This window comes from Metabacillus mesotrionivorans, assembly GCF_052171315.1.
Taxonomy (GTDB): domain Bacteria; phylum Bacillota; class Bacilli; order Bacillales; family Bacillaceae; genus Bacillus_P.
Map to the genome: position 1 here is coordinate 47,119 of NZ_JBQMFF010000015.1, position 7,668 is coordinate 54,786.

The 7,668-nt window shown below is 46.8% G+C and carries 9 protein-coding genes; 8 read left to right on the plus strand and 1 reads right to left on the minus strand.

All coding sequences use genetic code 11. The features are described from left to right. The first annotated feature begins 9 nt into the window (after positions 1-9). The 7 genes from ACTSEZ_RS20770 (at position 10) to ACTSEZ_RS20800 (ending at position 6,446) form a co-directional block, all read left to right on the plus strand. On the plus strand, positions 10-1,395 hold the full coding sequence (locus ACTSEZ_RS20770) for a YheC/YheD family endospore coat-associated protein (protein ID WP_369736138.1): 1,386 nt from the start codon (positions 10-12) through the stop codon (positions 1,393-1,395). Next, a complete protein-coding gene (locus ACTSEZ_RS20775) occupies positions 1,392-2,747 on the plus strand; it encodes a YheC/YheD family endospore coat-associated protein (RefSeq protein ID WP_369736139.1) in 1,356 nt (451 codons plus the stop codon). Before ACTSEZ_RS20770 ends, ACTSEZ_RS20775 begins: the two co-directional genes overlap by 4 nt. Next, positions 2,744-3,793, plus strand: coding sequence for a YheC/YheD family protein (locus tag ACTSEZ_RS20780; protein WP_369736140.1), 1,050 nt, complete (start codon positions 2,744-2,746; stop codon positions 3,791-3,793). The genes ACTSEZ_RS20775 and ACTSEZ_RS20780 overlap by 4 nt, the downstream gene beginning before the upstream one ends. Positions 3,794-3,815: 22 nt before the next feature. After that, positions 3,816-4,028 (plus strand): YheE family protein, encoded by a 213-nt coding sequence (locus ACTSEZ_RS20785; RefSeq protein ID WP_029283618.1) that lies wholly within the window; start codon positions 3,816-3,818, stop codon positions 4,026-4,028. A 44-nt stretch (positions 4,029-4,072) separates the two neighbouring features. Continuing rightward, positions 4,073-4,252, plus strand: a complete 180-nt coding sequence (locus ACTSEZ_RS20790) for a hypothetical protein (RefSeq protein ID WP_369736141.1) — start codon at positions 4,073-4,075, stop codon at positions 4,250-4,252. A 72-nt stretch (positions 4,253-4,324) separates the two neighbouring features. Continuing rightward, positions 4,325-5,209, plus strand: a complete 885-nt coding sequence (locus ACTSEZ_RS20795) for a PucR family transcriptional regulator (protein WP_369736142.1) — start codon at positions 4,325-4,327, stop codon at positions 5,207-5,209. 124 nt (positions 5,210-5,333) lie between these two features. After that, entirely contained in the window at positions 5,334-6,446 is a 1,113-nt protein-coding gene (locus ACTSEZ_RS20800) for an ABC transporter ATP-binding protein (protein ID WP_369736143.1), read from the plus strand. Positions 6,447-6,504: 58 nt separating this feature from the next. On the opposite strand, the gene ACTSEZ_RS20805 is transcribed toward ACTSEZ_RS20800, so the two are convergent. Then, complete coding sequence (locus tag ACTSEZ_RS20805) at positions 6,505-6,753, minus strand: hypothetical protein (RefSeq protein ID WP_369736144.1); 249 nt, start codon at positions 6,751-6,753, stop codon at positions 6,505-6,507. A gap of 258 nt (positions 6,754-7,011) precedes the next feature. Here ACTSEZ_RS20805 and ACTSEZ_RS20810 point away from each other — a divergent pair, with 258 nt between their 5' ends. Beyond that, on the plus strand, positions 7,012-7,218 hold the full coding sequence (locus tag ACTSEZ_RS20810; RefSeq protein WP_029283608.1) for an alpha/beta-type small acid-soluble spore protein: 207 nt from the start codon (positions 7,012-7,014) through the stop codon (positions 7,216-7,218). The last annotated feature ends 450 nt before the right edge of the window (positions 7,219-7,668 follow it).

Below are 7,668 nucleotides of genomic sequence, written 5' to 3' on the forward strand. Positions count from 1 at the left end.
GGGTTCTGTATGGTGACCGAAAAAATTCAGATTAAGGCCGCACGCAAGGAACTGCCGGGCAGATGCATTTATATCAGCCGGTCTTTACGCGAAGCGCTGAACATTCCTGCCGGCGCAAGAGTCCGGGTGATGTGCGGGAGGAATAGTCTTTTTGCACAGTTCGTAAGTATAAGGGAAGAATATTCTCTCGTCTCCATCCATCCGGAGCTTTTGAATGAACTTTCCCTGCCGCTGCACCCATTTGCCGTCAGCATGACGTATGACCGGAGAGTGAAAACCGTCAAGCTTGGACCTGTCATTGCGGTGCTGACAGAATGTGTAAAAGCAGGACTGCCTCAGTCACTTGGAAAAATGGATGGCTTTTGCAGGGAGCTTGCTTCCTGCAGTCTTGAGAAAGGTGTCCTTTTTTATGTGTTTGATCTTTCAGGCTATGAAAAATCCGAAATGCGGGGGTATACGCTTTTTCAGGACAAATGGCTGGAAAGCACAGTTCCTTTCCCCGATGCTGTTCACAACCGCCTTCACTCCCGCGCGCTGGAGCAGTCAGAAGCTTTTATGGAGATGTCTTCTCATTTCATCCGGGAAAGAGTTCCTTATTTCAATGACCGGTTTTTAAACAAATGGGAAGTCCATCAGATTCTAAGTCAGGCCGGAGCACTTGCGCCGCATCTGCCAAGAACAGAACTGCTTGCTTCAAAGGGGATCTTTGAAATGATGGTGAGGCTCTTCCCCGTCGTTTTTTTAAAGCCTGCAAGCGGCAGCCTGGGCAGAAGGATCTTCCGGATTTCACAGACAGATGAAGGCTATGAGCTTGATTATTCGACCTTCTCAGGCCACCTGCTCAGGCATTACGTATCGGCAGATGAGCTTTTCAGAAGCCTTTATCCGAGAATAAAAGAGGAAGCTTTTATCATTCAGGAAGGCATAAGCCTGTTGACGTTTCAGGACAGACCCCTTGATTTCAGGATTCTGTGCCATAAACGGAACATGGCGGAATGGGCGGTGACTTCGGCGGTTGCCCGCGTTTCTGCTGAAAATCAATTCGTGGCAAACCTTGCAAGGGGCGGGTCACAGCACCCCATTAAACGAATCCTTGAAGACTCATTTGCTGCAGATGACGCTTTTCACATCCGCAAGCTGTTAAATGAACTGTCCATTGAAATGTCAAAAGCACTCAGCATGTATGCGGGCGGGCTGTTCGGTGAATTCGGCGTTGATCTTGCCGTGGATTTGGAAGGACGTCCCTGGATTATTGAAGTGAACACGAAACCTTCTAAACATCAGGATGACCGGACGGCAGCCGGTCCGAGACCGTCGGCCCGCGCCATTATTGATTACTCCCTTTATCTTTGCCAAACCGGGAGAGAAAAAGATGAATCCGGAGGTGTTTTATGAGTTACCCAATCAGCCTGAGCTTTACTGACTCCTTGATGCTGACCCTCCCGTCTTCTTTCAAACATGAAGCAGCAGGCGAAATCAGCCAGGCCGTTTTTGGTTCTTCAGTACGCGGCTGCACGGTTGATTTTCATGATAAACATGAAATCAGACTGTCAAAGGATTTATTTGATCACCTTCATCTTCCCCTTCAGAAAACACAGGTTTTTGTGCACGGTGAATCTGTTTATTTCGGACCTCTTATCGGTATTTTCACTGCTGGTTTTACGGATTCCATCTTGAGGCCGATCGGCAGCCGTTCTCTCCTGTTTGCGAAATTTCTGACTGCTCAAAGGGATGCAGGCGTGGCAGCGTACGTTTTCGGCAGTCACTCCATTGACTGGCTTTCGGGCACAGTCAGCGCCTGTGTCTTTGATGACGATGGATGGAGGCGGACCACGCTTCCTATGCCGAATGTTGTGTATGACCGTCTGCCAAACAGGCAGATTGAAGACCATCAGGCCATACAGGAGATCAAAAGACGTTTGAGTTTAGAATATGGGATTCCTTGGTTTAATCCCGGTTTTTTTGACAAATGGAACATTCATCAGCTCCTGCTTGCGAGTCCTGAGGCATCAGCCTATTTGCCTGAAACATTGCCAGGTGCGGACGTGTCAGACATTCACCCTATGCTTGCCCGCTGCGGCAGTGTCTTTTTAAAGCCGAAAAACGGCAGTCTCGGCCGCGGCATCTTTCAGCTTATTTATGAACCGGAAAAAAAGGAGTACTACAGCAGGTACCGCTCCGGCGCTGACAGAAACATTTTGCGGAAGTACCAGTCTCTTGATGCCTTTTTCACCCATTCCTTCGGTGACCGGAATCCTGATGAGTATGTCATCCAGCAGCGCATCAAACTGCTGAAGTCAGGGAAGCAGAAAATGGATTTTCGTGTCCACACCAACAAAGACGGCAGCGGCCGTTTTCAAGTAACAGCCATCGCCGCGAAAGTAGCAGGGAAAGGAAGTGCCACTACTCATCTTGAAAACGGAGGGGCTGTCAGAACGCTTCATGAGCTTTTCCAGACTGAAGCTGAACGGAACTATGCCTTTCGATCACTTAAGAAAGCGGCACTTATTTTAAGTGAGGAGATTGACAAAGGCACCAGCGGCCACATAGGAGAAATCGGCTTTGACCTTGGCATAGATACAGACGGTGCGGTCTGGATGTTTGAAGCTAATTCAAAGCCAGGGAGATCGATCTTTTCACACCCTGACCTCAGAGAAGCAGACAGGATCTCTACTGAGCTGTCGTTTCAATACGCGAAGTATTTAACGAGGAAGGCGATTGTCGAGCCGGAGACTTTATATACATGACAGCGCGGCGGCCGCTTGTCGGTATTCTTGCGGGAGATGGAATAGCTGGTGCGGTCTTTCATGGAGACGGCGCCTTTTTCAAAAGTCTGCAGCATGATGTGCAAAAAGCCGGGGAATTATGCTGTGTTGTGACATTGAGTTCCTTTCATGAATCGGGTGTCAGCGCCTTTGTCTACAGCCGCAGGCATCAGCAGTGGGCAAAGGTCGAGCTGCCGCTGCCGCATGTCATCTACAACCGGCTGCCGGATCGTGCAGCAGAGGAAACGACTGGATATCGTCTGTTTATGACACGGATGAAAGCTGAAAAAATTCCGGTCTTCAACCCGTTTTTCTTCAATAAATGGGATGTCTATTGTCTTTTGAAACAGAAACTGAATACATCCCTCCCGCGGACACACAAAGTGACGTCTCATAATGACATCTTGGCCTTTATGAACGACTGTCCGTCCACCTACTTAAAGCCGGTGGACAGCAGCCATGGCCAGGGGATTTTTCGGATTCGCAAAGAATCAGCCGGGTTCAAGCTAACATCAGCTGACGGATCTGACACCTGCTATAAGGATTTAAGGACTGCCTCCCGTCCCTTTTTAAATAGGTATCTGATCCAGGAAGAAGCTCTTTCAGACACCTTCCTGGGCAGAAAATACGATTTAAGGGCACTTGTTCATTTAAGCTGCGGTGAGTTTACGATAACCGGCATTGGTGTTCGTGCTGCAGGCGGCCCAGCCCATCCGACAACGCATATGAAATATGGAGGAACTCTTCTTCCATTTGAATCTGTCAGGGAAAAGGCTGATTTGGATCACTTGCAGACCATCTTGAGCACAGCGGGAAACGAGCTTTCCAGAAGCTTCGGGCTGATCGGGGAATTTTCTGCAGATATCGGTCTGACAGAGAAAGGCCCGGTCATCTATGAACTGAACAGCAAACCGATGTCCTTTGATGAAGCTTCTATTGAGAAAAAAAGGCTGAGCAGGCTTCTTTCGCTCTTTTTTGAACTCAGCAAAGGAACCGCTTTCCAATTTCCCCGACTTCCATTAAGATAAATGTACAAGGGGGCGATGGCTGATGATTACACACTTCCAATGGAAGCCTCTTTTCAAACAGGCAAATTTGCCTGGATGGAGGGTTTCTTTTTATTTTAAAGGCATCCGTTATGATGCGGTCTATCATAAAAACGGTGAAATTGAATGGGAAAAGGCTTCTCCCGCAGCAGAAGATGAAGAGGCGATAAGGTCTCAGATTCATGAACTCATGCTCTTTCATGTCTATGACGGTTAATTTCCGCTTCCCCTCCGCACAATAGGGAAAAAGGAGGCGAAGCCATGAAAGAGGAACTGAAAGATACGGAGTATGAGGGCCGGGACAAAGCCTATCTGGATATCGACCGGATGATCAACGAAGGTTTATCAGGAGGTTCTGTCCACAGCAGATATCACTCCGCAAATATCGAAGAAGCCCGCGACCTCGAGCAGGAGGAGCCGCCGGCTAAAACAGAGAGCTAGGCTATCGCCTGCTCTCTGTTTTTTATATAATAAGGACAGAACCCTTTAACCGGCAGAGAAAGGAGACAGCCTATGATCGAAAAATTAGCAGCCCATTATAAAGATGCCTTTTCTCTTGCCTTTTCGCATGAAAAGAAAGGCTACAAGTGGTATAAAACAGATGAAGGCCAGGTTTTCGGCATATTAAGCGAAGCTGTAACTGAAGAAGAAAAAAATCTGCTTGCAACTCTTTATACACCCTATGACCCTGGTCTTGGAGAGCACAGCGAGCGCTCTCTCAAGTGGCTTCACTATTTGTACGGGGACGGCGGCCCCCCATTTAACCCCTCTGCAGATGCGGTCAGATGCTATTATTTTTTCAGCAGGCAGCCTGTTTCTGACAGGCAGAGCTTTGAAGAAGCGATGCAGGGATCGATTCCATCTTCTGTTATTCTTTGGATCAGCCAGCACAAGGGCATCATCTTTGAAGATCATCCCGAGCCCGTTATTGATAAAGAAAGCATCGACCAGTGGATTGATTCGTTCACAAGTGACTTTTTCATCGAGCTTTACGTCTGCATCGGACAGCTTAACAAACTTGATGCCGGGGTAAAAGAGAGAATTCGAACTGAACAGACAGGCTTTGAAGAGATCTGTCAGTCCTTCAGGATCAAACAATGCATCACCTTCTCAGAAGCTCTTCCCGTTTTCTTTTTAAACGGCAGTGTATCTGACCAGCTCTTCTCGGAATTCCTGACAGAATCACTGACAGACACAGAGCTTGTCCAGACACTCAAGGTGTACTTTGAATGCAACCTGAATGTCTCGCTTACTGCAAAAAAACTGTACATGCACCGAAACAGCGTGCAGTACCGGATTGATAAGTTCATTGAAAAAACAGGGCTTGATGTGAAGCATTTTCATGAAGCAGCAGCGGTTTCCCTCATGATGAAGTACATCGAGCAAATGGCTGATTGACTCTCTGTACACGTTGCACGAAAACCCTTACATTTTTTTGTGCAACCTGTCCATAGGCTTATCCTCTGAAATGGCTTACACTGAATCTATAAATAAAACGCTTTCACTTCAGAGGAGGATTCACATGGCTGAGCTTAAATTAGACCACATTTACAAAGTATATGACAACAAAGTAACAGCGGTTGAAGATTTCAACCTTCATATTCAGGATAAAGAATTTATCGTATTCGTAGGTCCGTCAGGCTGCGGTAAATCAACAACTCTTCGCATGATTGCAGGACTTGAAGAAATTTCAAACGGAGACTTCTCAATCGACGGCAAACGCATGAACGATGTTGCTCCTAAAGACCGCGACATCGCGATGGTATTCCAGAACTACGCGCTTTACCCGCATATGTCTGTATACGACAACATGGCATTCGGACTGAAACTTCGTAAATTCCCTAAAGACGAGATCGACCGCCGAGTTAAAGATGCTTCCCGCATTCTTGGCCTTGATCAGTACTTAGACCGCAAACCAAAGGCACTTTCAGGCGGTCAGCGCCAGCGTGTTGCACTTGGACGCGCAATTGTCCGCGACGCTAAAGTATTCTTAATGGATGAGCCGCTTTCAAACCTTGATGCTAAACTTCGCGTTCAAATGCGTGCTGAAATTTCAAAGCTTCACCACCGTCTGCAAACAACTACAATCTATGTAACGCATGACCAGACAGAAGCCATGACAATGGCAACACGCCTTGTCGTTATGAAAGACGGCATCATCCAGCAGGTAGGAGCTCCTAAAGAAGTATATGAAAAGCCTGAGAACCTCTTCGTTGGAGGATTCATTGGATCACCTTCCATGAACTTCTTTACAGGTAAACTGACTGACGGAAAGTTTGCAATCGGCACTCAATCCATCTCTGTTCCAGAAGGAAAAATGAAGTACCTCCGCGAACAGGGCTATGTAGGAAAAGAACTGATCATGGGTGTGCGTCCTGAGGATATCCACGATGAGCCGGTATTCATCGATTCATCTGCAGGATCAAAAATTCAGGCTAAAATTGAAGTTTCTGAGCTTATGGGTGCAGAAACAATGCTTTATTCTAAAATTGACGGACAGGACTTCATCGCACGCGTTGATTCACGCACAGATGTAGCACCTGACCAAATCATTGAGCTTGCGCTTGATATGAACAAAGCTCACTTCTTCGATAAAGATTCAGAAGCGCGTATTCGTCCTGCTAGTGAGAAATAAGAAAAGCGGAAACGAAAAAAACTGCCTGAGACAGCTCAGGCAGTTTTTTTATGCAGACTTACTCCTGAATCTCCCTTGCCTCTTCATGCAAACAGTTCATACATGAAAACAAATGCACACAGCGGTGTGCTTCAAGTGATTCCCGCACTCCGTCAAACAGCTTCATTGTATCTATCTCCATATACGCACTGTATTCATCAAGGTAATCTGTCATTTTCCCATGATCGATCATCAGAGTCTGGCAGTTTGGACAGCTTGCAGCGCCTGCTTCATCGCTGAATCCATTGCATAGCGGACACATATTCATTCTGATCACCTGCGGATGAGTTTTTTTCTATCTTCCCTTACTTTCTTCTACTTTATGTAACATGCAATTTTCCATAATATTTACCATTTCAGGTTCGTGCATAATACCGCTCATTCTACCCATAATACCTAGTAACAGCAACGAACAACCCGCTGCCAACTCACATAGTGGGTTAGCCGAGACGGCCATGAACCTCATGCACTGGTGCAACTCCAGAGAACCCAAAAAAAACTATACTACATCAAGGAGTGTTATTACATGGCACAATCACGCAGCAATTCTTCAAACCAACTAGTTGTACCTGGTGCACAACAAGCAATCGATCAAATGAAGTACGAAATCGCTTCTGAGTTCGGAGTTAACCTTGGACCAGAAACAACAGCTCGTGCTAACGGTTCTGTTGGCGGCGAAATCACTAAGCGTTTAGTTTCTTACGCTCAATCTAACATGGGCGGCAAATTCTAATAACACAACTGCATAACATGGCTTAAAGGACCCCCGGCATTCTGCCGGGGTCTTCTTTGTTTTTTTTTGAAGGTTTACCCGTTCCCTTGCGCTCCAGTTACTTGCTTAGCTCCGGGAGCCTCCTGATATGAACAAAACTGTCAAGGTTCCTCCCGCATACCGTTTTTACCTACCGCTGCTCTTCTTTCTGGTTAGCGGTCAAGTGCTTTCCTTGATGGCTAACCAGAGAGATGAAATCCTTCTCAAGCTAAAGGAGACGTGAATCCATTCTCCTCTCTCTTTTTAATGGCAGGCTGTTTTTATGCTGAATTTAAATCTCAAATCGTACCCGTTCCCTTTCGCTCCAGTCACTTGCTTTCCGCGGGGAGTGCCTGGAGCCTCCTGATATGAACGAAACTGTCAAGGTTCCTCCCGCACACCGTTTTTTGAACGTCTTTAATAAGAGAAGCG